At 66.4% G+C, this 24689-nt stretch carries 24 protein-coding genes and 2 pseudogenes; 14 read left to right on the top strand and 12 right to left on the bottom strand.

All coding sequences use genetic code 11. The features are described from left to right. Positions 1–93: pseudogene (locus VJS38_RS01665) on the top strand (IS5/IS1182 family transposase); the annotation flags it as partial. A gap of 251 nt (positions 94–344) precedes the next feature. Here VJS38_RS01665 and VJS38_RS01660 read toward each other — a convergent pair. Next, positions 345–737: pseudogene (locus tag VJS38_RS01660) on the bottom strand (MucR family transcriptional regulator); the annotation flags it as partial. Between the two features lie 302 nt (positions 738–1039). On the opposite strand from VJS38_RS01660, the gene VJS38_RS01655 reads away from it, so the two are divergent. From VJS38_RS01655 to VJS38_RS01645, 3 genes are all read left to right on the top strand, one after another. After that, positions 1040–1978, top strand: coding sequence for an AEC family transporter (locus VJS38_RS01655; RefSeq protein WP_324086414.1), 939 nt, complete (start codon positions 1040–1042; stop codon positions 1976–1978). Positions 1979–2294: 316 nt separating this feature from the next. Further along, on the top strand, positions 2295–2591 hold the full coding sequence (locus VJS38_RS01650; protein ID WP_324086416.1) for an EthD family reductase: 297 nt from the start codon (positions 2295–2297) through the stop codon (positions 2589–2591). A gap of 31 nt (positions 2592–2622) precedes the next feature. Then, positions 2623–4125 carry an aldehyde dehydrogenase family protein gene (locus tag VJS38_RS01645; protein WP_324086413.1) on the top strand — a complete coding sequence of 501 codons (1503 nt, stop codon included), beginning with the start codon at positions 2623–2625 and terminating at the stop codon, positions 4123–4125. Positions 4126–4197: 72 nt separating this feature from the next. Here the strand turns inward: VJS38_RS01645 and VJS38_RS01640 are convergent, their stop codons facing one another. The 3 genes from VJS38_RS01640 to paaG all read right to left on the bottom strand — a co-directional run bounded on the left by VJS38_RS01640 (position 4198) and on the right by paaG (position 8342). Beyond that, a complete protein-coding gene (locus tag VJS38_RS01640; protein ID WP_324086412.1) occupies positions 4198–5355 on the bottom strand; it encodes an AMP-binding protein in 1158 nt (385 codons plus the stop codon). 141 nt (positions 5356–5496) lie between these two features. Then, positions 5497–7524 carry a phenylacetic acid degradation bifunctional protein PaaZ gene (gene paaZ, locus VJS38_RS01635; protein WP_324086411.1) on the bottom strand — a complete coding sequence of 676 codons (2028 nt, stop codon included), beginning with the start codon at positions 7522–7524 and terminating at the stop codon, positions 5497–5499. Positions 7525–7550: 26 nt separating this feature from the next. After that, entirely contained in the window at positions 7551–8342 is a 792-nt protein-coding gene (gene paaG / locus VJS38_RS01630) for a 2-(1,2-epoxy-1,2-dihydrophenyl)acetyl-CoA isomerase PaaG (protein ID WP_324086410.1), read from the bottom strand. Positions 8343–8433: 91 nt separating this feature from the next. Between paaG and VJS38_RS01625 the strand changes: the two genes are divergently transcribed. The 9 genes from VJS38_RS01625 to VJS38_RS01585 all read left to right on the top strand — a co-directional run bounded on the left by VJS38_RS01625 (position 8434) and on the right by VJS38_RS01585 (position 16123). Continuing rightward, the gene (locus VJS38_RS01625; RefSeq protein WP_324086409.1) at positions 8434–9873 is read left to right on the top strand and encodes a 3-hydroxyacyl-CoA dehydrogenase NAD-binding domain-containing protein; all 1440 of its coding nucleotides are present in this window, start codon (positions 8434–8436) and stop codon (positions 9871–9873) included. After that, positions 9870–10298 (top strand): hydroxyphenylacetyl-CoA thioesterase PaaI, encoded by a 429-nt coding sequence (gene paaI, locus VJS38_RS01620; protein WP_324086408.1) that lies wholly within the window; start codon positions 9870–9872, stop codon positions 10296–10298. The genes VJS38_RS01625 and paaI overlap by 4 nt, the downstream gene beginning before the upstream one ends. Before the next feature lie 4 nt (positions 10299–10302). Next, positions 10303–11505 carry a 3-oxoadipyl-CoA thiolase gene (pcaF, locus tag VJS38_RS01615; protein ID WP_324086407.1) on the top strand — a complete coding sequence of 401 codons (1203 nt, stop codon included), beginning with the start codon at positions 10303–10305 and terminating at the stop codon, positions 11503–11505. A 60-nt stretch (positions 11506–11565) separates the two neighbouring features. Next, complete coding sequence (paaA, locus tag VJS38_RS01610) at positions 11566–12561, top strand: 1,2-phenylacetyl-CoA epoxidase subunit PaaA (protein ID WP_324086406.1); 996 nt, start codon at positions 11566–11568, stop codon at positions 12559–12561. A 24-nt stretch (positions 12562–12585) separates the two neighbouring features. Further along, on the top strand, positions 12586–12876 hold the full coding sequence (paaB, locus tag VJS38_RS01605; protein ID WP_414692400.1) for a 1,2-phenylacetyl-CoA epoxidase subunit PaaB: 291 nt from the start codon (positions 12586–12588) through the stop codon (positions 12874–12876). Beyond that, positions 12876–13646, top strand: coding sequence for a 1,2-phenylacetyl-CoA epoxidase subunit PaaC (gene paaC / locus VJS38_RS01600; RefSeq protein ID WP_324086405.1), 771 nt, complete (start codon positions 12876–12878; stop codon positions 13644–13646). Before paaB ends, paaC begins: the two co-directional genes overlap by 1 nt. 46 nt (positions 13647–13692) lie before the next feature. Beyond that, the gene (gene paaD / locus VJS38_RS01595) at positions 13693–14145 is read left to right on the top strand and encodes a 1,2-phenylacetyl-CoA epoxidase subunit PaaD (RefSeq protein WP_324086404.1); all 453 of its coding nucleotides are present in this window, start codon (positions 13693–13695) and stop codon (positions 14143–14145) included. Positions 14146–14274: 129 nt separating this feature from the next. Next, a complete protein-coding gene (locus VJS38_RS01590) occupies positions 14275–15351 on the top strand; it encodes a 2Fe-2S iron-sulfur cluster-binding protein (RefSeq protein WP_324086403.1) in 1077 nt (358 codons plus the stop codon). After that, positions 15341–16123, top strand: a complete 783-nt coding sequence (locus VJS38_RS01585) for an enoyl-CoA hydratase/isomerase family protein (protein WP_324086402.1) — start codon at positions 15341–15343, stop codon at positions 16121–16123. Before VJS38_RS01590 ends, VJS38_RS01585 begins: the two co-directional genes overlap by 11 nt. A gap of 12 nt (positions 16124–16135) precedes the next feature. Here the strand turns inward: VJS38_RS01585 and VJS38_RS01580 are convergent, their stop codons facing one another. The 7 genes from VJS38_RS01580 to VJS38_RS01550 form a co-directional block, all read right to left on the bottom strand. After that, positions 16136–16582 (bottom strand): cytochrome C, encoded by a 447-nt coding sequence (locus VJS38_RS01580; RefSeq protein WP_324086401.1) that lies wholly within the window; start codon positions 16580–16582, stop codon positions 16136–16138. A gap of 10 nt (positions 16583–16592) precedes the next feature. Next, a complete protein-coding gene (locus VJS38_RS01575; protein ID WP_324086400.1) occupies positions 16593–17099 on the bottom strand; it encodes a methylamine dehydrogenase light chain in 507 nt (168 codons plus the stop codon). Between the two features lie 17 nt (positions 17100–17116). Then, positions 17117–17716 carry a redoxin family protein gene (locus VJS38_RS01570; protein ID WP_324086399.1) on the bottom strand — a complete coding sequence of 200 codons (600 nt, stop codon included), beginning with the start codon at positions 17714–17716 and terminating at the stop codon, positions 17117–17119. After that, positions 17713–18249, bottom strand: a complete 537-nt coding sequence (locus VJS38_RS01565; RefSeq protein WP_324086398.1) for a MauE/DoxX family redox-associated membrane protein — start codon at positions 18247–18249, stop codon at positions 17713–17715. Before VJS38_RS01565 ends, VJS38_RS01570 begins: the two co-directional genes overlap by 4 nt. Beyond that, on the bottom strand, positions 18249–19409 hold the full coding sequence (locus VJS38_RS01560) for an amine dehydrogenase large subunit (RefSeq protein ID WP_324086397.1): 1161 nt from the start codon (positions 19407–19409) through the stop codon (positions 18249–18251). The genes VJS38_RS01565 and VJS38_RS01560 overlap by 1 nt, the downstream gene beginning before the upstream one ends. Next, positions 19406–19693 (bottom strand): hypothetical protein, encoded by a 288-nt coding sequence (locus VJS38_RS01555; protein ID WP_324086396.1) that lies wholly within the window; start codon positions 19691–19693, stop codon positions 19406–19408. Before VJS38_RS01555 ends, VJS38_RS01560 begins: the two co-directional genes overlap by 4 nt. Positions 19694–19805: 112 nt before the next feature. Further along, a complete protein-coding gene (locus VJS38_RS01550; protein ID WP_324086395.1) occupies positions 19806–21806 on the bottom strand; it encodes an NAD(P)-binding protein in 2001 nt (666 codons plus the stop codon). Positions 21807–22468: 662 nt separating this feature from the next. On the opposite strand from VJS38_RS01550, the gene VJS38_RS01545 reads away from it, so the two are divergent. Next, on the top strand, positions 22469–23680 hold the full coding sequence (locus VJS38_RS01545) for an MFS transporter (RefSeq protein WP_324086394.1): 1212 nt from the start codon (positions 22469–22471) through the stop codon (positions 23678–23680). A 33-nt stretch (positions 23681–23713) separates the two neighbouring features. Here the strand turns inward: VJS38_RS01545 and VJS38_RS01540 are convergent, their stop codons facing one another. Then, positions 23714–24388, bottom strand: a complete 675-nt coding sequence (locus VJS38_RS01540) for a cytochrome P450 (protein WP_324086393.1) — start codon at positions 24386–24388, stop codon at positions 23714–23716. Positions 24389–24689 lie beyond the last annotated feature (301 nt).

Raw genomic sequence — 24689 nt, 5'->3', positions numbered from 1 at the left:
GCCAAGGACTTCGAGGAGACCATTGAAAGCTCCACCGCCTGGCTCCTAATGGCCTCCGTTCAACTCATGGCCCGACGGATCGCAAACCCATGATGTCCCTCGAAAACATTATGAGTCAGACTCTTAGACTGCGATAATCCGCCTGCAATCGCACGAGCCGCAGATGCCGCCCGCCGTCACTACGTCGCCTTGGACGCCGCATTGGCGCCGCCGGACTTGGCCTGGCGGGCGCGGGTCGGCGTGCCGCGACGGCCTTTGGCCTTCGACGCGGCCGCGGGCTTGCCGACGGCAGCAGGGGCCGGCGTCTCCGCGCTGATCTCCGCGGGCTTGCGGGCGATGCGGCTGCCCAGCCCGGCCGCTTTCGCAAGGTTCGCGCGGGCTTCGCTATAGGCCGGCGCGACCAGAGGATAATCTGCCGGAAGACCCCATTTCGCGCGATATTCCGCCGGCGTCATGCCCTTCGCGGCGAGATGACGCCGAAGGGTTTTGTAAGGCTTGCCGTCCTCGAAACTGATGAGGTTTTCACGGGTGATGGACTTGCGGACCTGCGCCGGCGTCGCCTTGACCTGCTCTGCGGGCTCGACGGCCGCTTCCGCGGCGGGCGTCCCCGCGGCGGTCAGGCTGGTTGCGATATTGCCGATCACGGTCGGGATCTCGGCCGGCGATACGTGGCTATTGTTGAAGTAGGCGGCCGCGACTTGGCCGATGATCTTCTGTAGCTCGATGCTATCGGACACCCATGGCTCCTTCGGCGATGGCAAAAAGACCTTCAACGGCTAAAACAGAAGCAATAAGGATCTGTCAACTCGCACGTATCGAACCTGAACCAAAAAGCATGAAATCGATCCTGCAGCATGATGAATATCAGCGACCGAGAAGGCGCGCCTCGACCACGCCGTCAAATGCGGATGCGGGCGCTGGGCGTTGCTGGTCCGCCGGCGCGCATCCGACGGAGGTCCATCCTCGATACCTGAACCAAATAGATCCCATTCCCCAATAACATTGGATCACATCGAGCGGGTGCGATAGCAGCGCAGCCATGTCCGCGCTCGCCGTCATTTTTCCCATTTTCGCCCTGGTGCTGGCGGGTTCCCTCGTCCGGCGGTTCGGCGTGATGGATGCGCGCGGCATGACGGAACTCAACCGGTTCGTGGTCTGGTTGGCGCTTCCCGCGCTGCTCTTCGACATCACCGCCCATGCCCAGTTCTCCGACATCTGGCGGCCGGGCTTCGTCAGCGCTTACGGTGTATCGGTGGCCGCGGTCTTCGTGTTCACAGTGCTGTTCAGACTAAAGGACCGGCCGCTGGCCGACGCTACGGTGGACGATCTGGCCGCCGCCTACGGCAACGTCGGTTTCATGGGCTTTCCGGTGATGGCGGCGGTGCTGGGCGCGCCCGGTTTGATTCCCGCGACCATCGCCACCCTGATCAGCGGCTGCGCACTCTTCGCCGCGGCCGTTGTGACGATCGAGACGGGATTGCAGATGGAACCACGGTTACTTCGCCTGGCGCTGAAGGTCGGCCGGTCGTTGCTCCGCAATCCCCTGATCGTCGCTCCGCTGGCGGGCCTGCTGGCTGCGGCCGCAGGCCTCAGCATCCCGGAACCTGCGGAGAAGGCGCTGAAGATGCTCGGCGGCACGGCCTCGCCCTGCGCGCTGATCACCATCGGCCTGTTCCTGGGCGCTCGAGTTGAAGGCTCCGACCGACGCGCTCCGGACGAGGCGGCGGTCACCGCCGCTCTTGTCGCGCTGAAGCTCGTCCTGCAGCCGACCATCGCGCTGGGCGTGGCCATGGCGTTACGCCTGCCCTCGCCGATGACGCGCGCCGCGGTCTTGCTCGCGGCGATGCCCACCGGGACCGGACCCTTCATGCTGGCGGAATTCTACGGCCGGGAGGCCCGGCTGACCTCGAAGACCATCCTTATCTCCACCGTCGCCTCGGCCGCATCCCTCTCGGCCTGCATAGCGCTCGCGCGTTAGGAAGCCCTGCTGTTCCCAACGACCCATTCTGGGCGCAAAAAAAATCGCGCCCGCTCACGGGCGCGATAGGTTCATAGGGAGGACGCCCCAGCGGGGCCAAGACCACAGTACCAAGCACATCGAGCAGATCAAGAAAAACTGTCCGTCCGGTCGGTCGATGATCGTTGCGGCCGTTCGCCGCGCAGCAGCCCCTCGAAGCGGGCAGGCGCCGACGACGAGGAGCGCGGCCGGACACTTGCCATTGATTGTCCGACCGACCATTCTGCATATGAATGAGGCGGCGCGTCTCGCCCCAGGAGGACCTCCGTTGAAAAAGATGATTGCGCTCTATAAGACCCCCGAGGACGCGGACGCCTTCTTTGCGCATTACCGCGAAGTTCACATCCCCCTCGTGCGCAAGCTGCCCGGGCTCGCCAAGGTCGAGATCACGCAGATCAACAAGACGCTGCTCGGCGAGAAGGGAAACTTTCTTCTGGCGGAGATGACCTTCACCGATCCGGAAGCCTTCCAGGCGGCGATGAGGAGTCCCGAGAACGCCGCCGCCGGCGCCGACGCTGTGGCCTTCGCCGGCGAACTCGTCACCGTCATGACCGGCGAGACGCTCGAAATCTAAAGAGACGCAGTCCTGATTACAGGAGGAAACAATGGCTAACGGATCTGAGATGGTCGCCCCGCTGGCGGCTGTAAGCGGCTTCTTGCGACAGCAGCATGGCGTATTCATCGACGGCGAGTGGCGGCCCGGCCGCGGCGCGGAGCGCCTGGATGTCTTCGATCCCGCGACCGGAGACGTGATCACAACCGTCGTCAACGCCAACGCCCAGGACGTTGACGACGCGGCCCAAAGCGCTCACCGCGCCTTCGAGAACGGCGCCTGGACCGGCCTGCCCGCCGCCGAGCGCGAGCGGCGGCTCCTCAAGTTCGCAGACCTGGTGGAACAGAACGCCGAGGAGCTGGCGCAACTCGAGACCCTCAACCAGGGAAAATCGATCAACATCTCGCGCTTCGTCGATGTCGGCGGCGCGCCCGCCTACATGCGCTACATCGCCGGCCTGACCACGAAGATCACCGGCGAGACCTTTGACGTGTCGATCGGCGCCATCCCCGGCGCACGCTTCAACGCCTCGACGCGCCGCGAGCCGGTGGGGGTCGTCGCCGCGATCGCGCCGTGGAACTTTCCGCTGATGATCGGCCTGTGGAAGATCATGCCGGCCCTCGCGGCGGGCTGCACGGTCGTGTTGAAGCCTTCCGAAGTCACCCCCCTCACCAGCGTGCGGCTCATGGACCTCGCCAAAGAGGCCGGCCTGCCCGCCGGGGTCCTGAACCTGGTGACCGGCGACGGCCGGACCGGCAAGGCGCTCGTGGACCATCCGCTGGTCTCGAAGATCACCTTCACCGGATCCACCGCGACCGGAAAGGCGATCGCGCGCAGCGCGGCCGACCGGATGCTGCGCACCTCGCTGGAGCTCGGCGGCAAGAACCCCGCCATCTTCTTGGCCGACGCCCCGATCGAACAGGCCGTGCAAGGCGCGGTCATGGGCGGCTTCTTCAACAATGGCCAGGTCTGCGCCGCATCCTCGCGCCTGTTCGTCGCCCGCTCCATCTATGAACCCTTCACCAAGGCGCTCGCCCAGGCCGTGGAGGGCATGTCGATCGGGCCGGGGCTCGATCCCGCCGCGCAGATCAATCCCGTGGCTTCGGCCGGGCACCGGCAGAAGATCCTCGACCATGTGCAGCGGGCGCGTCAGGACGGGGCCCGCATCCTCACGGGCGGCGACAGCCCGGACCGGCCGGGCTACTACGTGCGTCCCGCCGTGGTGGTCGACGCAGCCGCCGACTTCGCGATCTCGCGCCAGGAAGTCTTCGGTCCGCTCGTAACCGTGACTCCGTTCGATAGCGAGGACGAGGCGGTGCGCCTCGCCAACGACACCGACATGGGTCTCGCCGCCTCGGTCTGGACCAACGACCTTAAGAAGACCATGGACATCGTCCCGCGCATCAAGGCGGGAACGGTCTGGGTCAACTGCCACAACCTGGTCGACCCGAACATGCCGTTCGGCGGCTTCAAGGAATCGGGCGTGGGCCGGGACTTCGGGGTTCGGTCGCTGGAGGCCTATACCGAAGTCAAATCGGTCTGCATCGCTTACTGATTGCGAACCAAAAAGAAGGCCCGGCGCGCTAAGCGCCGGGCCTTTCGCTTCGACGGCGCCGCGGAGGCGATGTCAGGCGGACGCCGCCGCCTGACGCAGATCGCGGACATGCGAGGCCTTGCCCGTCGAGCGCGGAAGCTCGCCGCAGCCCCTAAGCTCGATGCGCGCCGTGACCCCGATCACGTCCTTCACATAGCCGGCGAGCATCCGGCTCTGCTCCGCCCCCGCCGACGCCTCGAGACCCGCTCGAAGCTCGACCTCGATCTTCACCTCGTCCAGCCGTCCGGCGCGGCTCACTTCGATGACGAAGTGGGGAGCCAGACCCGGACACTTCAGGACCTGCTCTTCGATCTGCGTCGGGAAGACATTCACGCCGCGGATGATCAGCATGTCGTCGCTGCGGCCGACGATCTTCGCCATGCGGCGGAAAGGCAGGTCCGCCCCCGGCAGCAACCGGGTCAGGTCGCGGGTGCGGTAGCGGATGACCGGAAACGCTTCCTTGGTCAGCGACGTGAAGACGAGTTCGCCCTCCTCTCCGTCGGCCAGCACCTCGCCCGTCGCCGGGTCGATGATCTCGGGCAGGAAGTGGTCCTCCCAGATCGTCGGGCCGCGGGTTCCCGCCACTTCCTGAGCGACCCCGGGGCCCATGACTTCGGAAAGGCCGTAGATGTCGCTGGCCTGAAGATCGAACGCCTCCTCGATCTCCGAACGCATCGCTTCGGTCCACGGCTCGGCGCCGAAAATTCCGATGCGCAGCGATGACTTGCGAGGATCCAGGCCCTGTCGCCGGTACTCGTCGAGGATGCAGAGCATATAGCTCGGCGTGATCATGATGATTTCGGGCTTGAAGTCCTCAATCAGCTGAACCTGCTTTTCGGTCTGGCCGCCCGACATCGGAATGACCGTGCATCCGAGCGCCTCGGCCCCGTAATGCGCGCCCAGGCCGCCGGTGAAGAGGCCGTAACCATAGGCGATATGCGCCTTCATGCCGGGTCGTCCCCCCGCTGCATGAATGCAGCGAGCGGTGAGACCGGCCCACGTCTTGATGTCGTTGGCGGTGTAGCCGACCACGGTCGGCCGACCGGTGGTTCCCGATGAGGCGTGCAGGCGCGAGATCTGTTCCTGCGGCACGGCGAACCTGCCGAAAGGATAGGCCGCCCTAAGATCGGCCTTGGTCGTGAACGGCAGAAGCGCAACATCCTTCAGCGAGCGAATGTCGTCAGGCGTCACGCCCTTGGCTTCGCATGCCGCGCGGAAACCGGCGATGTTGCGGTAAGAATGTGCTACTGACCAACGGAGCCGATCCAGTTGCAAGGCCTCGAGGGCTTCGCGCGAAGGCGGCCCATAGTCCATCGTTTCCTCCTCGACTCGTCAGATGGCGTTCATAGTCAGCAGTTCATACGCAGCGACCGCCTCGTCCGCCGCGTTGGTCACGTTCACGGCCCAGCGGACTTCGCCATAGCTGTCGGTGCGCCTGGTCTTGGCCTTGACCGTCAGCGACACCTTGATGGCTTCGCCGGGCGAAACCGGTTTCAGGAACCGCAGCGCGTCCAGGCCGGTGTTCGCAAGGACGGGGCCGGGCGCCGGATCGACGAACAAGCCCGCCGCGAACGACAGAATGAGATAGCCGTGCGCCACCCGCCCCGGGAAGAAGGGATTGGCCGCCGCCGCCGCCTCGTCCATGTGCGCGTAGAAGGTGTCGCCGGTGAAGTGAGCGAAATGCTCGATGTCCTCGAGCGTGATCGTCCGCGAGGCGGTGTTGAAGCAGGTTCCGATCGCCAGCTCGCCGAAACGCTGACGAAACGGGTGCGGTCCTTCGCTCGTCTTCGGCGCGCCGGGGAGCCACTGGCCCGCCACGGCGGACAGCATCCGCGGGCTGCCCTGCAGCGCGGTGCGCTGCATGTAATGCTTCACGCCGCGGACTCCGCCCATTTCCTCGCCGCCGCCGGCGCGGCCGGGGCCGCCATGGATCAGCATGGGCAGCGGTGAGCCGTGGCCGGTCGACTCGCGGGCGCTGTCGCGATCGATCACCACGACGCGGCCGTGGTAGGCGGCCGCCCCGAGCACGAAGGCGCGGGCGAATTCCGCATCGTAGGTGAACAGGGAAAGAGCCAAAGAGCCCTTTCCGCGATTGGCGAGGAAGACCGCGTCGGCGAGATCCCGATACGGCATCAAGGTGGAGACCGGGCCGAAGGCTTCGACATCGTGGATGCGCTCGGCGCCCCAGGGATCGTCATTGCGGAACAGCAGCGGCGAAATGAACGCTCCGCCCTGAACCCCCTCCCCCACGGCCTCGACCTTGTCGAAATCGCCGAAGACCAGCTTTGCTTCGCGATGGATCTCGCGTGCTTTGGCGCGCACGTCGGCGAGCTGCGTCGCGCTCGCAAGCGCGCCCATGGTGACGCCTTCGACGTTCGGATCGCCGACCACGACCTTCGAGAGGCGCTCCTTCAGCGCCGCCTCGGCCGCGTCGAGCAGGCCGGCGGGCACGAAGGCTCGGCGGATGGCGGTGCACTTTTGCCCCGCCTTGACGGTCATCTCGCGGGCGACTTCCTTGATGAAGAGCTCAAATTCCGGGCTGTCGGCGGTGGCGTCGAGCCCCAGCACCGTGGCGTTCAGGGAATCCCGCTCAGCGATAAACCTGACCGACTCGCGAAGGATGTTCGGATGCGCCTGCAGCTTCATGGCCGTTTGCGCAGAGCCGGTGAATGAGACCACGTCCTGACACGTCAAGTGATCGAGCAGGTCGCCGGTCGAGCCCAGGATGAGCTGGACCGCGCCTGGCGGAAGCACGCCGGCTTCGATCATGACCCGGAAGGCCTGCTCGGCCACATAGCCCGTCGAAAAGGCCGGTTTCACGATGGCGGGCACGCCCGCCAGCAGCGTCGGTCCAAGCTTCTCCAGCATGCCCCAGATGGGGAAGTTGAAGGCGTTGATGTGGACAGCCGCCCCCTGCAGCGAGGTGTAGACGTGCTGGCCGATGAAGGTTCCCCGCTTGCCGATCGGTTCCATCGCCCCGTCCATCAGCACGGTGTCGTCGGGCAGTTCACGCTTGCCCTTGGACGCGATGGAGAAAAGCGTTCCGGCGCCGCCTTCGATATCGATCCAGCTGTCGGAACGGGTCGCGCCGGTCGCGGCCGAGATAGAATACAGCTCCTCCTTGCGATCCATGATCGCCTGCGCCAGCGCTTTGATCATCGCGGCGCGCTGGTGGAAGGTCATGGCGCGCAGCGCAGGTCCGCCGACGTTCCGCGCGTGTTCGAGCATCGCCTGGAAATTCAGGCCGCCGCTTCCCGAGGCGGCCACAACTTCGCCGGTCACCGCGGAGCGGATCTCGGCCACTTCGCCGGTCGGCTGCCGCCAGTCGTCGGCGGCGTAGTTCAGAAGGATGGCGGTCATGAGATTCTCGATCGAAGAGGGGGCGGTCAGCAGCCGGTGAAGACGGGGTTGCGCTTAGCCATGAACGCGGCAACGCCTTCATGGTAATCATGGCTCAAGCCGAGCTCGCGCATCGCGTCACGTTCGAGGTCGAGCTCCTCGTCGAGCGAACGCAGCGACGAGCCGCGGATCAGCCGCTTGGTGGCGGCGAGGCCGCGTGTAGGCCCTTTGGCGAAGCGCGCGGCGAGCGCGTCCACCGTCTCGGCGAACGCGCCGTCGTCGACGCACTTCCAGATCAGTCCCCAGGCCTCGGCCGTCTCAGCCGGAAGCGGCTCGCCCGTCAGGGCCAGGCCAAGCGCGCGGGCCTGGCCGACCAGCCGGGGCAGCACCCAGGTGCCGCCTGAATCCGGAATGAGACCGATGTTGGCGAAAGACTGGATGAATTTGGCGCTGCGAGCAGCGATGACGATGTCGCATGCGAGGGCGATGTTCGCCCCCGCTCCGGCGGCGACCCCGTTCACCGCCGCGATCACGGGCTTCTCGAGGGCGGCCAGCCGACGGATCAGCGGGGCGTAGTAGCGCTCCACAGAGTCGCCCAGATCCACCGCCTGCTCGCCCGGCGCCACGGCCCTGTCGGCCAGGTCCTGCCCGGCGCAGAAGGCGCGACCCTCGCCGGTGAGGACGAGCACACGCGCATCGGGATCCCGCTCGACCCGGCCGATCGCGTCGGCGACCTCGCCATGCATCTCGACCGTGAAGCTGTTGAGCCGCTCTGGCCGGTTCAGCGTCAGACGAGCGATTCCATCGACCAGCTCAAACCGAACGGTCGCATAGGGCATCCGCGTTTCCCCCTTCTCGTCGCTTGTCATTCATAGACTGCCCGGTCGGTCTTTTATTGGCAAGCAAATAATCTGGGGCTAAGAGAGGCGCATGCAGATCACGATGGAAGATCATATCGCCGTGGTGGGCGCGGGCGCGATGGGCCGCGGGATCGCTCAGGTCGCCGCCTGCGCCGGCCATCCCGTCACGGTGATCGACCTGGAGCCGGCGGCCTTGGCCAGGGCGCAGGCCGCCTTGGACGCGGCGCTTGCAGATCTGACGCAAAAGGGCCGCATCGCCGAGGCTGAGGCGCGGGCGATCTCCGGTCGGATCCGCTGGTCGGACAGCTTGTCGGCGGCCGCCGGCTCGGCGCTGGTGATCGAGGCGATCGTAGAGCGACTGGAGGTGAAGCGCGCGGTTTTCGCCGAACTCGGCGCCCACGTGGGCCGCGAGACGGTGCTCGCCAGCAATACCTCCTCGCTTTCCATCTCCCAGCTCGCAGCGGCCGTGCCGGCGCCTGAGCGGTTCCTGGGACTGCACTTCTTCAATCCTGCGCCCGCGATGAAGCTCGTGGAAGTCATCGCCGGGGAGGCCACCTCGCCGGCCGTGGCGACGGCGGCTTCGACCTTGATGCGGGCCTGGGGCAAGCACCCCGTCGCCGTCGCCGACCTGCCCGGTTTCATCGTCAACCGCGTCGCCCGGCCCTTCTATGCGGAGGCCTTCGTCGCCCTTGAGGAAGGGCTTGCGCCCGCGCTGATCGACGCGGCGTTGAAGAGCGCCGGCGGATTCCGGATGGGTCCGCTGACGCTCGCCGATTTCATCGGGCATGATGTAAACTACGCCGCCGCCTCGACCGTCTTCGAAGGGCTGCAGCCGAACGTTCGCTTTCGCCCGCAACCCTTTCAGGCTCGTCTCGTCGAGCAGGGGCTGCTCGGGCGCAAGACGGGCGCGGGCGTCTACGACAGCCGCGTCGAACAGGCGCCGGCCGCCGTCATCGAGGGGCTGGCCGGCGCCGATATTCGACTGCCCGAGGATCTAAGCGACCTTGGCGTGCTCGCCGAGGCTCCAGGAAGGCGCGAGCCCGCCTTGCCTGCCGGCGTCATCGCCGTCGACGGCGTCCTGGCCGCGGTCGGTGACGGACGCCCGCTCAGCCAACGTCCCGGCGTGGATATCCTGATCGATCATGTCCGCAGCCTCGCGGCGGCGCCGATCCTCGTAATGACGGTCCGTCAGCCCTCCGATGAGCCGGCCGCCGCGCGGCTGGCCGGCGCGCTCGGCAAACAGCTGCTGCTCGTCCCCGACCGGCCGGGGCAGATCGTTCTGCGCACCCTCGCCCAGATTGCGAACGGCGCGGTGGACGCCTTACGAGATGGCGTGGCGGACGCGGCGGGAATTGACGAGGCTATGTTGTTCGGAGCCAACTATCCGGAAGGCCCGCTGGCTTGGGCGCGTCGGATCGGACCGCGCTTCCTCGAGCAAACGCTCGCCAACATCGCCGAGGCGACGGGCGACGCCCTCTACGCGCCCTCCGCCGGCTGGGCCTCGCTGTGAACGAGCGCCAGGCCCTGCAGATCGCGCAGGCGCTGCATGCTCGAAGCGGCGCGACCCGCGCCTGGGACATGGAGATCCTGGACGCAGGCCCGGGTTGGGCGCGGGTGGCCATGACCGTGCGCGAAGACATGCTCAACGGCCATCGCGTGGCCCATGGCGCGATGATATTCGCGCTGGCCGACACGGCCTTCGCCTACGCCTGCAATTCGCGGAACGTCTCCACCCTCGCCCAGCAGGCCTCGATCGCCTTTCTGGCGCCCGCCCAGCCGGGCGAGCGCCTGATCGCCGAGGCGCGCGAGCTCATGAGCGTGGGCCGCAGCGGCTCCTACGCCGTGACCGTCGCCACCGAGGACGGTCGCCCGATCGCGAGCTTTACCGGACTTTCCCGCACCATCGGCGGTGCGGTGATCACTTCAGAGGAATAGCGCCATGGCCGAGGCCTTCATCTGCGACGCCATCCGCACGCCCATTGGCCGGTACGGCGGCGCCCTGGCCGAGGTTCGGGCCGACGACCTTGCGGCCGTGCCGATCCGCGCGCTGGTGGAGCGAAACCCGAAGGTGGATTGGGCGGCCCTGGACGACGTCATACTCGGGTGTGCGAACCAGGCCGGGGAAGACAACCGCAACGTCGCGCGGATGGCGGCGTTGTTGGGCGGCTTTGGCCCACAGGCGCCGGGAACCACCATCAACCGGCTGTGCGGGTCGGGGATGGACGCGGTCGCTTGCGCCGCGCGCGCGATCAAGGCGGGCGAGGCTGATTTGATCGTCGCCGGCGGCGCCGAAAGCATGACCCGAGCCCCGTTCGTGATGCCCAAGGCGGAGTCCGGCTATTCGCGCAGCAACGCGGTCTACGACACGACCATCGGCTGGCGCTTCGTTAACAAGCGTCTGCAGGCCGAGTTCGGCATCGATTCCATGCCCGAGACCGCGGAGAACGTGGCCGACGCGTTCAATGTGACGCGGGCGGACCAGGACCGGTTCGCGATGGAGAGCCAGCGCCGCGCAGCGCGGGCGCAGGCCGCCGGTCGGTTCGATTGCGAAATCGCGCCGGTTTCGATCGCCCAAAAGAAGGGCGATCCCCTGGTCGTGTCCCGCGACGAGCATCCGCGCGAGACAAGCCTGGAGGCGCTCGGCCGCCTGAAGCCGATCGTGCGGCCGAACGGGACGATCACCGCGGGCAACGCCTCGGGCGTGAACGACGGCGCGGCGGCCATCATCGTCGCCAGCGCCGCGGCGGTGCGCCAGCACGGCCTCACCCCTCGCGCTCGCGTGCTGGGCGCGGCCGTCGCCGGGGTCGAGCCGCGCATCATGGGGATCGGGCCCGCGCCGGCCAGCGAGAAGCTCCTCGCCCGGCTTGAGCTTCGCATCGGCGAGATCGACGTCGTCGAGTTGAACGAAGCCTTCGCCTCGCAGGGCCTGGCCGTGCTGCGGCGTCTCGGGCTGCCGGACGACGCCGAGCAGGTGAACCCGAACGGCGGCGCGATCGCGCTTGGCCATCCGCTTGGCATGTCGGGCGCGCGATTGGTGCTGACCGCCGCCGAGGAGCTTCACAGACGCCAGGCCCGGCTCGCGCTGTGCACCATGTGCATCGGCGTTGGCCAAGGCATCGCACTGGTGCTCGAACGCGTCTGACGTATATGTTGACCGGCCGGTCGGTCTATCATAGAGTGGCGGGGCTGAAGGAGCCGAGCGATGTACACGACCGAACTGAAGGATCGCGGCGCGTCGACGGCGGACGCGACACTGTTCGCCGAAGACCACGCGCTTGTGGCGCAGTTCGAGGCGCGTGTTGCGGCCGACGAGTTCATTGAGCCGAAAGACTGGATGCCGGAGGCTTACCGCAAGACGCTCGTTCGACAGATCTCACAGCACGCCCATTCCGAGATCGTCGGCATGCTGCCGGAGGGCAACTGGCTGACCCGCGCGCCATCGCTGAGGCGCAAGGCGGTGCTTCTGGCCAAGGTTCAGGATGAGGCCGGCCACGGCCTCTACCTCTACTGTGCGGCCGAAACGCTCGGGACGAGCCGCGAGGAGATGATCGCGGCCTTGCACGCCGGAAAGGCGAAGTACTCGACGATCTTCAACTATCCGACGCTCACCTGGGCGGATATCGGCGCGATCGGCTGGTTGGTCGACGGCGCGGCCATCATGAATCAGGTTCCGCTGCAGCGCACCTCCTATGGCCCCTACGCCCGGGCGATGGTGCGGATCTGCAAGGAGGAGAGCTTCCACCAGCGCCAGGGCTACGAAATCATGTTGGCGCTCGCCAACGGCACGCCGGAACAACGGGCCATGGCTCAGGATGCTCTGAACCGCTGGTGGTGGCCGTCGCTGATGATGTTCGGCCCGCCCGATGCCGAATCTCCGAATTCGGCGCAGAGCTTCCGCTGGCGCATCAAGCGCGACAGCAACGACGAGCTTCGTCAAAAGTTCGTCGACATCACCGTCCCGCAGGCGGAGTTCCTGGGACTTTCGGTTCCTGATCCTGACCTGCGCTGGAACGAAGAGAAGAAAGGCTATGATTTCGGCAAGGTCGACTGGGATGAGTTCTACGCCGTTGTTCGCGGCGAGGGACCGGTCGCCAAGGAACGCATGAAGGCGCGTCGTGACGCCTGGAGCGAGGGCGCCTGGGTGCGCGAAGCCGCCGACGCCTACGAGACCAAACGCCAGGCGCGCCGCGCGGCCTGACGAACAGTTCAAATGACCAAGGACATGATCATGAGCCGCGACTGGCCTCTTTGGGAGGTGTTTATTCGCTCAAAGGGCGGCCTCAGTCACAAGCACGTCGGTTCGGTCCACGCATCCGACGGCGAGCTCGCAGTGCGGCATGCGCGGGAGCTGTACACGCGGCGAATGGAAGGGGTGAGCCTGTGGGTGGTGAAATCCAGCGAAATCATCGCCTCAGATCCGTCGCAGAGCGGCCCGCTGTTCGAGCCGGCCGAGAGCAAGGTCTATCGTCATCCGACTTTCTACGACATTCCTGACGTGGTGAAGCACATCTGATGTCGGCCCCCGCCTCATCCCCGCCCGCCCTGTTCGAATATCTGTTGCGCCTGGGCGACGACAGCCTGGTGCTTGGCCAGCGGCTGACGGAGTGGTGCGGCCATGCGCCGGCGCTGGAGATCGATCTCAGCCTGTCCAACCTCGGGCTCGATCTCATCGGCCAGGCGATATTGTTCCTGAACCTGGCGGGCGAGGTCGAAGGCCGCGGACGCGACGGCGACCGACTTGCCTACCACCGTGACGTGCTCGCATTCCGCAACTGCCTTTTGGTGGAGCAGCCCAACGGCGACTTCGCCCAGACCATGGCGCGACAGTTCCTCTTCTCGACCTGCCAACTCGCCTTGCTCCGCGGTCTCGCCAATTCCACCGAGCAGCGTCTCGCCGAGATCGCGGCAAAGGCGGTGAAGGAGGTGCAATATCATGCCGAGCTTTCGGCCGAATGGGTCGTGCGCCTGGGCGATGGGACGGCTGAGAGCCGAGAACGCATGATCGCCGGCTTCGACTGGTTCTGGCGGTTCGTCGACGAGATGTTCGACAGCGACCCGCTCGAACAGGAGCTGGTCGAAATGGGCGTCGCGGTGGATCGCGCGCAGTTGCGGTCGGACTTCGAGGCCAAGCTTGCTGCCGTCCTGCGCGAGGCGACCCTGCCGCCTCCGGCGTATCCGCGCGCAATCCGCGGGGGCCGGCGCGGCCACCACAGCGAACATCTCGGGCATCTTTTGGCGACGATGCAATTCCTGCCGCGCACCTATCCGGACGCAGTCTGGTGACCCCATGACACCTAGCGAGATCGACGATCGCGCGGAATCCCAAATCATGGCGGCGCTTGAGACGGTCATGGATCCGGAAATTCCGGTCGTCTCGGTGACGGATCTCGGCATCGTTCGCGGGGTCCGCCGGGCGCCCCCGGCGGTCCTGATCACGCCGACATACACCGGATGCCCGGCGACCCTGGCGATCGAAGCTGCGGTGCGCGTGGCGCTCGATCGGGCCGGCTTCAGCGACCTTCCCATAGAGACGGTGCTGTCGCCGCCCTGGACGACAGACTGGATCAGCGAAGACGGCCGCGCGCGGCTGCTGGCCTACGGCATCGCCCCCCCGCCCCCCGGCGCGGCCGCCTCAACGCTCCGCGCCCATGCCGTCGTGACCTGCCCGCGGTGCGGATCCGGGCGGACGACGGAGGTGAGCCGCTTCGGCTCCACGCCCTGCAAGGCGCTCTGGCGATGCCTTTCGTGCCAGGAGCCTTTCGACCGCTTCAAGTGCCACTAGGGCGCGTTCCGCAAAAGTGGATCCGGTTTGCGGTCAGAACGCGCTCAAACCTTTGAATCTGGAGCACGCGGCGATCAGCCGATTTCGCCTGATCGCCGCGTGCTCCAGGACGGCCGAGGAGGCCCGCCCATGTCGACCGCCTTTCATCCCCTGAAGATCGTCGCGGTCGATCGCGAAACCGACCACGCGATCGCCCTCACCCTCGAGCCGCCCACGGACTGGGCGGCGCAATTCGCCTTCTCGCCCGGCCAACACCTGACGTTCCGCGCCGACATCGGCGGCGAGGACGTGCGGCGCAACTACTCGATCTGCGCTGCGCCCGCAGAGCAGCTGTTGAAGGTCGCCATCAAGCAGGTGGAGGGCGGCGTCTTCTCCAACTGGGCGCTCGAGGCGCTGCGTCCAGGCGCATCGATCGAGGCGATGCCTCCGCACGGGCACTTCACCTGGCGCTTCGAAGCCGGCGCCAAGCGTCATTACGTGGCCTTCGCCGCCGGCTCCGGGATCACGCCGGTTCTGTCGCTGCTGAAGGCAGGGCTCGCGGCCGAGCCGCTCAGTCGATTCACGCTCCTTTACGGAAACCGCAGCTCCTCCTCGATCATGTTCCTCGAGGAGCTGGGCGCCCTCAAGAATCGCTACCTCGATCGACTGGAGATCTACCATTTCCTGACCGCGGAGCTGGACGAGGTCGAGCTGTTCAATGGCCGCCTTGACGCAGCCCGGATCGCCGAGGTGCTGTCCAGTCTGGTCGATCGCGCATCGATCGACGTCGCCTTCATCTGCGGCCCCGGGCCGATGATGGATGCGGCGGAGGCCGCCATGCGCGAAGCGGGATTGGCCCCGGAGCAAATCCTTCTGGAGAGGTTCGGCCTCGACCCCGCTGCGAGCGCCGACACTTCGGCCAACCGCGAGGCGCGGGAGAAGGCGCAGGGCCTGATGCTGGAGGTCCGCATGGACGGACGCCGGCGACGCATCGCGTTCGACGCGGAGAAGGGCAGCATCCTCGAAAGCGCCCGCGGCGCAGGCCTTCCCGCGCCGTACGCCTGCAAGGCGGGCGTCTGCGCCACATGTCGCGCCAAGCTGGTCGAAGGCCAGGTGCAGATGGACAAGACCTATGGCCTCAGCTCCGAGGAAGTGGCGCAAGGCTATATCCTGACCTGCCAGGCGGTCCCTGTCGGCGATGATGTGGTGATCGACTATGACGCCTGATCAAGAGAGCCTGCTGACCGAGCGGCGCGGCGATGGCGTGGTGCTGCTCACCCTGAACCGCCCGGATCAGCGAAATGCCTTGGCGACTCCCTTGCTCGAGGCTGTCGCAGCCCAGTTGCAAGGCGCGGACCTGGCGCCGGACGTGCGCGCCGTCGTGATCACCGGCAACCCAAAGGTGTTCGCCGCTGGCGCCGACCTGGACGAACTTGCCCGTTCGGACGGCTCGGAGCCTGTGGAGAGCCCCCGGACCCGGGCCTGGCGCGCCATCAGCGACTTCCGCAAGCCCCTGATCGCGGCCGTCGAAGGCTGGTGCCTCGGCGCCGGCTCGGAGCTCATGTTGCGCTGCGATGTCGTCGTCGCGGGACGCGGCGCCAAGATCGGGCTGCCGGAAACCAACCTCGGCATCATCCCTGGCGCCGGCGGGACGGCGATCCTGCCCAGGATGATCGGGCGAGCCGCGGCGATGGAGATGATCCTTACCGGCGAGCCGATCTCGGGCGAGCGCGCTTACCAGCTCGGGCTGATCGCGCGGGTCGTCGACGACGGCGAGGCGCTCGCGGCGGCTTCGAGCTTGGCGGCCAAGCTCGCTGCGCGCGCGCCCCGCGCCTTGGCGGCGGCGAAAGCCAGCGTGCACGAGTCCTTGCGGCGCCCGCTGGAGGAGCACCTGCGGTTCGAGCGCGAGCTCTTCCTGTCGCTTCTCGGCGGCGAAGAAAAGCAGGAAGGCATCGCCGCCTTCCGCCAGAAGCGCGCGCCCGTCTGGCCGCAGGGCTGATCTAGGCGCGTCTCAGTTCGGACGCCGCCGGCCGTCCGGCGCGGCCGCCGATCCGGACGCCAGGAGTTCCAGAACCTTCTGGCGCGCGACCCCAGGCGCCTGAAGCCGGTTGGGGCGCAGGCGCGCCACCTCTTCGGCGGTATAGGGCGCCGAATGCGCCGCTGTCGCCGGCCCCATCACGCCCACCAGCCAGTTGAGAAGCTCGGCGGTCTCGGCGTTGCTGAGCTTTGAATTCGCCACCCCGGGGACCCGCACCAGGTATTCGCGGCCCTCCGGGATCGAGACAAAGCGGCCAAGTTGGCCGCGCATGTCCGGAACCTTATTGGGCATGCCCGCGCCGTTCGGCAGGTGGCACCCTTGGCAGTTCACCATGTAATTGACGTGCGGCGAATAGGCCGCCGCGGGAGCGCCGGCTGCGAGCGCGATCAGCAGCCCGAGGCCCGCCATCCTTCGCAGCATGCAGGAAACCTCAGCCTGCCGGCCCGAGAACAACCGAGGTCGAGCAGTTGTAGACAGTCCCGATCTGGGTTCCCAGGCACCAATTGATGTCGTTCGAACTCTGCGGCTGGTAGATCGGCGTGTCCCGTTCGTTGCGATTGCACAGGCAACGCCCGCACCCGCTCTTCCCGCAGCAGTCGTTGTAGGAGATCACGTAGTCCTTGCCGTCGACCGGATTGCGGCAGGTGCCGACCCAGGTGATGGGCGAGGGTTCGGTTCCCGGCGGACAGGTCGAGGTCGAGCCGCCGCAGCAAGAGCAAAGATATCCGTCGATGGCGCAGTACCGCCAGTAGTCGCAGCTCTCCACATCGCCGGTCTCGCCGGGCTGCTGGGTCTGGCCGTTGGCGCGCGACACGGGGAGCAAGGGGAACGACGCGGCCGCCGCGCCCCCGCCCAGTCGCGCGAAAAAGCTGCGTCTTGAAAGTCGGTTCGCGGCCGTTCGGGACAGCCGTTCGGCGATGCGGTCGAGTCTCGACATCGTGGTCTTTCTGTCCTTCACCGTGCAGCTCGCTTGACGAGGAAATCCTGGATGGATGCGACGCCACGCCGCTCCGCTTCCAGAAGGCTCTCCAAGTGCTCGCGCGAATTGACCAGGCCCTTGGCCGCGATCTTCCCGTCGCCACCCACGAGGACGGCGTAGGGAAGCTTCGAAACGCCGAGCGTCTGCCCCAGCGTGGCCGAGAGCACGAACGGGAACGCTTCCAGCCGCTCCATTTTGATCATCTTCTCCTGCAGCGCTTCGTCGCCATCGCTCGCAAGGACGACCTGCAGGCGATTTCCTTCGCTTTTCTGGATCGCTCTGATCGCGGGCAGCAGCGACTTGCAGATCGGACACGTCGGGGAGACGAAGAAGATCAGCTGGGAGCGCCCATCCGAACGGCCGCCGACCTGGACGACGCCGCCGGTGAGGCTCGCCAGCGACATCTCAGGCGCCGCCGCGCCGACCGCCACGCCACCGGGGAGCGTCAGCGCGCCCACGGGCGAGATCCTCATGTGCAGCAGGCCCACTTGCCGGAAGAGCGCCACGTTCAGGAGGGCCAGGAGGACGAGGAGTCCCCACTGCGCGGCCACGGCGATTATGAGCACGGTCATCATGCTTGGCGCCAAGCCTCCGACTTTGAGTTCAGCGCCAAGAACTCGTCGAAGCTGGCGTACAGCAGCGTCAGGACGAGCAGGCTCGCGACGATCGTCAGCACATCCAGCGGCTGCACCGGACGTGTGGAGCGGCCGACCAGCGCCGCAACCGAGGCGACGGCCGCAAGCGCCACGTTGCGGGCGACCATCGGCCATTGCAGGGTTACGGCCCGCCTGCCAAACGCATGGCAGCCGCAGTCGACGTGAGCCCGCCCGCGCAGGATATTGAGCGAAAGGACCAACGCATACCCGCCCAGCAGCGCGGCGCTCAACGCCAGCCCCGGCCCTCGCAGGAGGATCGCCGCCGCCGCCGCCGCCGCTTCCGCCAGCGGAACAATTCGCGCGAGCGGCTTTGCAAATCGCCGCGGCGCAATCGCATAGCCGGCGACCACCTCGGCGAATTGCGCTGGCGCGGAGAACTTGTGCCACGCGCCCGCGAGCAGGAGGATGGCGCAGCCGAGCCGGACGACGTCGTAGAGCGCAGGGTCCAACATTACCGCGCCTCAGCCAGAGGCGAAGGCTGAATGACGGTGCTTGTGCGCCCCAGTTCGCCCACCCGCCGCAGCAGCTGCAGGCTCGTCGCATCGTAGATCTTCAGGGCCGGATCCTCGAACATCGTCGTATAGAGCAGCGGCTTGGAGTCCTGGCTGACGGCGACGGACATCGCCGGGGAATCCAGCCTTAGCCGCGCGACGCGCGTGCGCTTCTTCAGATCGAACACCCAGATTTCCGAGCCGGGGTCCTTGTGCGTCGCCGGGCCGCCCTGATGCATGAGGACGAACAGCCGGCCGCTGCGCTGATGGACCGCGGCCGTCTGGAAGGCGCCCGGCCGCCATGAGGCGTCGCCTTCCACCAGCGACCAGGTCGCGCTCACCTTGGGATCTTCTGCGCCACCGATCTCGTAGACCTTGCCGCTCATGGTGAAGAACAGCCAGGACGAGCTTGTCCAGACGCCCTTCTCCGTGACGGGATCGTCTTTGTCGAACAGCGGCTTCGTCGGCTTGCCCAGGGTCACCTCGCCCTTCGGCGACAGCGTCGCCGGCTGAATCGATCCATCCCCACACAGCATCAGAAACGAGCGCTGTCCCGTCGGGTAGATCAAGCCGCAGCCGGCGGTCGGATATTCGCCGACCAGCGACTGGGAGGCCAGATCCACGACGGTGACGGACTGCTCGGGCGTGAAATTATAGATCAGGCCGAATCGTCCGTCCGGCGTGATCGGCAGCGCAGCCGGGAACGGCATCCCGCCGTATCGCTTCGGAGGGATCACGACCTCGGCGGCCGGCTTCAGGTCGCTTGTCTTGTAGAAGGTCACGACGTCGGTCCGTTCGCCGCGGGTCCCCCTCGAATAGAAGGTCGACGCGATCGCGAACTTTTGGCCGGCCGGATCCAAGAAGATGGAGCCATGATTGAAGCCGCCATTCACCATCCCGAGGAGCTTGCCGTTGTCGGCGTCCACCAGATAGGCGCGGCCTTCGGTCATGCGGTCGAAGGACAGATCGTTGATCCACACCCAGTGCGGACGCATCGCCTCGGCGAGCGCCTCGACGTGCAACTGTTCGGGCTTGAGTTCGGCGCGCGCGGCCGAGATGGGGGCCAGGAGCGCGAAAGTCGCGCAGAGCGCCAGCGCCGAGGTCAGCTTGGCTCGCCTCATTTGCCGCCCTTCGTCTTGAGGAACGCGATAACGTCGGCCCGGTCGGCATCGCTCGCCGCCTTGCAGCCGACGACGCCGTTCAAATCGGGTCCCATGAACGAGCGCTGGCCGGCTTCAATCGAATGGCAGGGCGCGCACGCCTTGAAGACCTGCGCGCCATGGGCGGCGTCAGCGGCCTGGGCCGACGCTGCGCTGAGGAACAGGATGACCGCCGCGGACGCGGGGACGTGCAGGCCCCCTCCTGGCGACATCAGCCTCATCTTGCCGAAGGCCTGCGGCCGCATACCAAGCCTCCCAATGGGCCCCAAAATCGAGGCCTTTTTATCTCGAATGTCAACTCGTATTAGTTCTGGTTTTGTGACCGCTTTGCCGGATCGGCGCGGGCCGGGAACCGCCTCAGATCATTGCAAGGATTTGCTTGGCGGCGCGTTCGCCCTCGCCGGCGGCGTTCTCCCACATCTGGGCGCCCGACACCTCCGAGTGACTGAACGCGATGCGATGGAAGGGTTTGGCGAGGATGTCCTTGGGCGCAGGCTTGCCGTCCTTGCCGAAGAAGAAGCCTGGGGCTCCGACGAAATAGGCGTGCCCTTGCCGGTTCGCGATAATGCCCGCCACGTCTCGATCCCAGTCGAAGCCATAGGGCGAGAACATCTTTGTGAACTGCTCCTTCGTCTGCTGCTCGATGTCGGCGAACGACATTGAGAAGAGCTGCATCCGGGCCTGGGTGCACTGGTCAGGGAACGGCGCGCCCGGTATCGGGAAGGGAATGTATTGCGTCAATACGAACGGCTTGTTGGGATCGAGCGGCTGCGTCTCGTGGCCGTCGACCACAAGGTTGCGCCGCAGGCCGGTCCACCAGCCGAACCCGTCGAACCACCTGACACAGGCTACGCCCATCTTGTCGAGAAAGCGCCAGTTGCGGACGGCGACGTTGAGCGTGAGCATGGGCGCGTGCTGGAACGCGTTCATCGCCTCGCGATACTCGGGCGAGATGTCGCGACAGATGTGCTTGTTCGCATGCTGCTGGCCGGCGCAGATGACCGCCTTGGCGCGCACCTTATGGAGCTTGCCCTCGTTCAGGTAGACCACGTTCACCGACTTTGCGGCGCCGGGCGCTCCGTCGTGCTTCACCTCCACGACCGTGCTCTTGAGGCGGATTCTCACGGCGTTGGCCGGCCGGTCCAGCGCGGCCCAGTTCAAGCTTCCGTCCATCACATCGTATGTGCCGGCGCCGCCCGCGATCGCATCCGGGATGCATAATTTGACGAACTTGCGCGCCGTTACGGTATTTCCGCCCGGATAAGTCGCCAGATAGATGGTGTCCGTCGGATCAGCGCCGTTGTTCTGATACCGATAGTAGGCGTTTACGCCAGGCATCAGGAAATTATAGGCGGAGTACGCGGAGATGATGTCGCACCCCAATCCGGTTCCCATCGCGCTCGCCACCGGATCGAGATATTTCGTGACCTCATCGATGACGTCCGCCGGGACCTTCGCCACGTTCAGCAGAAAATCCTTGTAGGTCATCGTGTCGAGCCACCGCTCCCAGTCCGGCCGCTCGGGCGGGGTGCGGAACAGTTCCAGGTCGACAAGCGCCTTACGGGCCTTCTCCGACAAGGGCGCGCGCTCGAAACCGTCGCGCCATGGATTTTTCACCATGCCCTTGCCTTCGTAATAGAAGGCCGTGTCGGCGCGTTCCCATGCAATGTGCATGGGAGACCACATATCCTCGGGGACCTTGATCGGCTGACTGAGGTTTTTCGGAGACTGGTACTCGAACTGCTCGGGATAGCCGAGTTCCTTGGCCCAGGGCGAGTACATGCCCGCGTCCTTGGCGCGGGCGAATGGCACGACGATCCCTGTCGACCCCTGCGGCGCCGTCAGCTTATAGCCGTCGACTTCGAACTGGTTCTGCTTGGCCTCGCCGCCGAAAATGCCGTGCTGGTCCAGGACCAGAACCCGCACGCCCGGCCGCTCGCGATGGAGGACGTAGCTGGCGCACAGTCCCGATATGCCGGCGCCGACGATGACGACGTCGTAGTTCTCGCCTGTATCGATCGCCGTGGACAGCTTGGGATCGAGCGCCTGAATACGGATCGCATCGTGCGCGGCGTTGACCACCTCGTGCGTGTTGCCGTTATAGCCGCCGTAGTCTCCGACCCCGCCGGGACCTGTCCAGTCAGCCCCCAGCCCGGTCATCTTGAGGGGAAAGGTCTGGGCGCTGGCGGTCGCGCGCAGGACTGCGGGCGCAGCCATGCTCAGAAGAGCGGCCCCAGAGCCGACCATGACGCCGCCGACGAAATCACGGCGCGTAAACGGCCTCCTGCCCTCGGTGGCGGAGTTTGCGGGCTCAGGATTTTCAGCAGCGCCGCGGGTGGCCGGTTTCTTGTCTTCCATTTCTTGTCCCACGCCAGGCCTGGATTACGTGCAATCGACAAATATATGCCGACGCACGCGGTCTCCTCCGCCCCTCAGAGTAATAAATGTCGAGCGCGGTCGGGCGTCAGCGAGATTGCTGAATGGCGGTCCGCCAAACCCGCTCCCGCCCAAACCGAAACTCGTATTCGGTCGAGAATGTCAAGGTCCTACGCCGAATGTCAATCATGAAGGAGGCCCGCGACAAAGTCTCTCGGGGTCGTTACGCCAGGGGTGCGCAAGCGCCGCGGCTCCGCAACAGTTTGAAACGTCGGCGCGCAGATCTGACGATCCGTTAGACCGGACAATCGTCGAGTTTCACTGCTCCGACGAGCCCCCCGTCGCCAAGACGCACGCGCTCGCATCTGGCGTCTCTCCAACTGACCGGTTGCGCGGCGAGGCCTGACAGACGACAAGCTCGGCGGCGACGACGATTATTCGCTTGCCAATAATAATTCGACCGGTCATTGAATCTTTAAGAAAGCCGACGCGGAGGCCACCGTAGCCTCGCGATCGTCGAGGGAGCGTTCGTTTGATCCTCACGCCCGCCGGCCGCCGCCGCTCCTCGCCAGCGCCGAACACGTCGGGCAGGTTGACGCGCCCGGCGAAGGCTTGGGTGCAGGCTCGGCAAGGATAATGTGAACATGGAAGCGCCTAACCAGGATCACGCGCACGCCGCCCCGATGGAGCGCCAGTCAGCCGTGGTCGCCGCGACGATGCTGGGCGTGATCGCCGTCCTCGTCTTCATCATCCAGCCAGGCTACCTGCAAGGCTTGGTGGACCGCGCCGGCCTGTCCGGCGCCCAGGCAGGCTATGTCGCCTCGAGCGAGATGACCGGCTACGCCGCGACCATGATCCTTTTCACCTTCCTCTCGCATCGCCTTCCTTGGCGGCCGCTTCTGTCGGCGTGCATCCTGATCGAAGCGCTGGGGAATGCGGCGTGCCTCATCCACTCCACCGACCCGACCTGGCTCGCCGCAGCCCGCTTCCTGGCTGGACTTGGCGCGGGCGGGCTCTCATCGCTAAGCTTCACCGCGATCGGCATGACCAAGGACCCGGACCGCGAGTTTGGCTTCCTGATCATGTGGATTCTGCTGTACGGCGCGATCGGCCTTTGGGCGCTGCCCGCGCTGTTCGCGACCATCGGCCTCACCGGCTTTTACCTGATCATCGTCGCCGTCTCGCTGGCGGCCTTCTGGCTGGTCCCCCTGATGCCGAGCCACGGCGATAATCTGCTGCATGTGCCGCCGGAGACGGTGACCCTATCCGTCCTCGGCCGAAGCCTGGCGGTCGCGTCGATTTTTGTCTTCTTCCTCGGCTGCGGCATCCTCTGGGCCTATCTGTCGCTGATCGGCACCGCCCGGGGGCTTTCGGCCCAGCCGGTCGCCAACGCCCTGGGCGTGTCGCAGATCACTGGCGTCGCTGGCGCGCTGTTCGCTGGCCTGCTGGGCGCAAGGTTCGGGCGATGCCGGCCGCTCAGCGCGTCCATGGTGCTCTGCGCGGCCTCCACCCTAGCTGTCATAGGCGTCACCGCCAAAGCCGCCCTCCTCTTCGCCGTCGTCGTCGGCTTGTTCAACTTCGGCTGGAACCTGGCGCAGCCCATCTATCTGTCGGCCGCCACTGGCTTCGACCGGCAGGGGCGATTGGTTCCCCAGATGGTCGCGGCCCAGGCGTGCGGCCTCGCCCTTGGGCCCTTCCTCGGCGCGGTGATCGGCGGTGAGCAGAACGTCGCCGTCCTGGCGACGGTCGTGGCGGCGCTGTTCCTGGCGTCGGTGGGCCTGATCGCGCCCAGCTTCCGCGAGGCGGCGGCGCGACGCTCGGCGACGGGCTTTGCAGTCGTCGCCGAGAGCGCGTGAGATAGCCGCGACGGCCGCCTACGAGGATCCGGCTCAGCTCACCGCGACCGGCAGGGAGTCGAATCCGCGCAGCATATTGTTCGCCGCCCGCTGTTCGCCGAGGAGCTCGAACCGCTCCACCCGCGGCAAAAGCGCATAAACCAGGGCGTTGAGTTCGAGCTTGGCCAGGTTCATGCCGACGCACAGGTGCGCGGCGTGGCCGAAACCGAGGTGGCCGCCGCAGTCCCGGCCCACGTCGAAGCGGTCCGGATCCGGGTACTTGCGCTCGTCGCGATTCGCCGCCGCGAACAGCATCAGCACAATAGCCCCTTCGGGGATCAGGTAGCCGTCGATCTCGACATCGCGCGTGGCGCGCCGGCCGAAGCCCTGCACGGGGCTTTCCAGGCGGATCGCCTCGTTGATCGCCCGCGACACGAGGCCGGGCTCCTCCCGCAGACGTCTCCATTGCTCCGGATGGCGCGCGAACAGCCAGATCAGGTTCGTCGTCGCGAAGATCGTCGTATCGAGCGAGGGGGAGAGATAGCCTTGATTTCGCCGGCCTCGACCGACCGGTAGAGTTCGGCCCCCCAGCCATCCGGCCGCAGCCGCCCGGGCAGCTCCGGATCGGTGATGTAGTCGACCATTTCGCCCATCACCGGCAAGGCCGCCTCCGTCAGCGGATTGCCGCGGGCCCATGCCGTTGAACGCCGCCGCGGCCCAGACCAGCATCCGCTGGCGCCCTTCCTCCGGAAGGCCCACGAGCTCGGAGACCACGCTGAGCGGCAGATGGCGCGCGAGGTCCGTAGCCGCGCGAAGGCCCCGCGCGTCGCCAACTCCTCGATCAGCCGCTCGGCGAGCTCGGTGATGCGGCTGCGAAGCGCGCCCGGCCCTAGAGCATTCGGCGGTTCGAATGAACCGACGAATGCTCATAAGCCTTTGAAGTTAGACCAGTCGCGACACCAAACCGGCGTCCACTTCGGCTGCGAATGGTTTAGGTCGTCATCAAAAGGTGTAGCCGATGCGCCCCCCG

The organism is Phenylobacterium sp., assembly GCF_035276905.1.
In the GTDB taxonomy this organism is placed as follows: Bacteria; Pseudomonadota; Alphaproteobacteria; order Caulobacterales; family Caulobacteraceae; genus Phenylobacterium.
Note: the sequence above shows the minus strand (reverse complement) of the source record. Positions and strands in the feature narration are given on the sequence as shown.

Coding starts and splice junctions, on each gene's coding strand:
- VJS38_RS01585 (WP_324086402.1), top strand. CDS start 15,341: ATGACGCCTGATCAAGAGAGCCTGCTGACCGAGCGGCGCGGCGATGGC.
- VJS38_RS01565 (WP_324086398.1), bottom strand. CDS start 18,249: ATGTTGGACCCTGCGCTCTACGACGTCGTCCGGCTCGGCTGCGCCATC.
- pcaF (WP_324086407.1), top strand. CDS start 10,303: ATGGCCGAGGCCTTCATCTGCGACGCCATCCGCACGCCCATTGGCCGG.
- VJS38_RS01550 (WP_324086395.1), bottom strand. CDS start 21,806: ATGGAAGACAAGAAACCGGCCACCCGCGGCGCTGCTGAAAATCCTGAG.
- VJS38_RS01540 (WP_324086393.1), bottom strand. CDS start 24,388: ATGCTGGTCTGGGCCGCGGCGGCGTTCAACGGCATGGGCCCGCGGCAA.
- VJS38_RS01645 (WP_324086413.1), top strand. CDS start 2,623: ATGGCTAACGGATCTGAGATGGTCGCCCCGCTGGCGGCTGTAAGCGGC.
- VJS38_RS01590 (WP_324086403.1), top strand. CDS start 14,275: ATGTCGACCGCCTTTCATCCCCTGAAGATCGTCGCGGTCGATCGCGAA.
- paaZ (WP_324086411.1), bottom strand. CDS start 7,524: ATGACCGCCATCCTTCTGAACTACGCCGCCGACGACTGGCGGCAGCCG.
- VJS38_RS01655 (WP_324086414.1), top strand. CDS start 1,040: ATGTCCGCGCTCGCCGTCATTTTTCCCATTTTCGCCCTGGTGCTGGCG.
- paaB (WP_414692400.1), top strand. CDS start 12,586: ATGATCATGAGCCGCGACTGGCCTCTTTGGGAGGTGTTTATTCGCTCA.
- paaG (WP_324086410.1), bottom strand. CDS start 8,342: ATGCCCTATGCGACCGTTCGGTTTGAGCTGGTCGATGGAATCGCTCGT.
- VJS38_RS01575 (WP_324086400.1), bottom strand. CDS start 17,099: ATGTCGAGACTCGACCGCATCGCCGAACGGCTGTCCCGAACGGCCGCG.
- VJS38_RS01625 (WP_324086409.1), top strand. CDS start 8,434: ATGCAGATCACGATGGAAGATCATATCGCCGTGGTGGGCGCGGGCGCG.
- paaC (WP_324086405.1), top strand. CDS start 12,876: ATGTCGGCCCCCGCCTCATCCCCGCCCGCCCTGTTCGAATATCTGTTG.
- VJS38_RS01560 (WP_324086397.1), bottom strand. CDS start 19,409: ATGAGGCGAGCCAAGCTGACCTCGGCGCTGGCGCTCTGCGCGACTTTC.
- VJS38_RS01580 (WP_324086401.1), bottom strand. CDS start 16,582: ATGCTGCGAAGGATGGCGGGCCTCGGGCTGCTGATCGCGCTCGCAGCC.
- paaA (WP_324086406.1), top strand. CDS start 11,566: ATGTACACGACCGAACTGAAGGATCGCGGCGCGTCGACGGCGGACGCG.
- VJS38_RS01650 (WP_324086416.1), top strand. CDS start 2,295: ATGATTGCGCTCTATAAGACCCCCGAGGACGCGGACGCCTTCTTTGCG.
- VJS38_RS01555 (WP_324086396.1), bottom strand. CDS start 19,693: ATGCGGCCGCAGGCCTTCGGCAAGATGAGGCTGATGTCGCCAGGAGGG.
- VJS38_RS01570 (WP_324086399.1), bottom strand. CDS start 17,716: ATGATGACCGTGCTCATAATCGCCGTGGCCGCGCAGTGGGGACTCCTC.
- VJS38_RS01545 (WP_324086394.1), top strand. CDS start 22,469: ATGGAAGCGCCTAACCAGGATCACGCGCACGCCGCCCCGATGGAGCGC.
- paaD (WP_324086404.1), top strand. CDS start 13,693: ATGGCGGCGCTTGAGACGGTCATGGATCCGGAAATTCCGGTCGTCTCG.